Source organism: Nocardia barduliensis, from assembly GCF_013315795.1.
In the GTDB taxonomy this organism is placed as follows: domain Bacteria; phylum Actinomycetota; class Actinomycetes; order Mycobacteriales; family Mycobacteriaceae; genus Nocardia; species Nocardia barduliensis.
The window spans coordinates 1-828 of record NZ_JABLTE010000277.1 but is presented as its reverse complement, the minus strand read 5'-3'; the positions used below and the strand labels follow the sequence as shown (position 1 = coordinate 828).

Below are 828 nucleotides of genomic sequence, written 5' to 3'. Positions count from 1 at the left end.
AAGGGGTGGCGGTCGCTCATACCGCGATTCAGAATCAGATCGAATGGATGCTCGCCCAGTACCCTATGGGTCCGGGCGATGTGTATCTGCAGAAGACCGCGACCACGTTCGATGTGTCCCTGTGGGGCTATCTGATGCCGCTGCGGGCGGGCGCGAAGCTCGTCCTCGCGGACCACGACGGGCACCGCGACCCGGCCTACCTCGCCGCGAGCATCGCCACCCACCAGGTCACCGTCACCGACTTCGTCCCCTCCATGCTGACCGAATTCGCCACCCACGCCGCGGCGGAAGACCTGGCGAGGTTGCGGACGGTGCTCGTCATCGGCGAGGCGCTGCCGCCGGAGACCGTGCGCGCCCTTGGCGCGGTCACCGATGCGCAGGTGCACAACCTGTACGGGCCCACCGAGGCCGCGGTGTCGGTGACCTACTGGCCCGCGGGGACGGCGGAGGGGTCGACGGTGCCGATCGGCCGTCCGCAGTGGAATACGAAGGTCTATGTGCTGGATTCGCGTTTGCGGCCGGTGCCCGCAGGGGTGCCGGGTGAGTTGTACCTGGCCGGAGACCAGCTCGCCCGTGGATACCTGCGGCAGGCGGCGCTGACCGCGGGCCGGTTCGTCGCCAACCCGTTCGATCCCGGAACGAGGATGTACCGCACCGGCGACCTCGCCCTGTGGCGCGCACCGCACACCGATCAGCCCGGACGCCTGGAGTTCCTGGGCCGCATCGATTTCCAGGTGAAATTCCGCGGCCAACGCATCGAACTCGGCGAGATCGAAACCGCGCTGCTGGCACACCCCACGGTCAGCCAAGCAGTCGCGGCAGTCCTAC

The 828-nt window shown here is 68.4% G+C and carries 1 protein-coding gene; it reads left to right on the top strand.

Annotated elements, in window-relative coordinates:
* Positions 1-828, top strand: an 828-nt coding sequence (locus tag HOV91_RS39180; protein WP_174190196.1) for an AMP-binding protein, incomplete at both ends; no start/stop codon positions are given.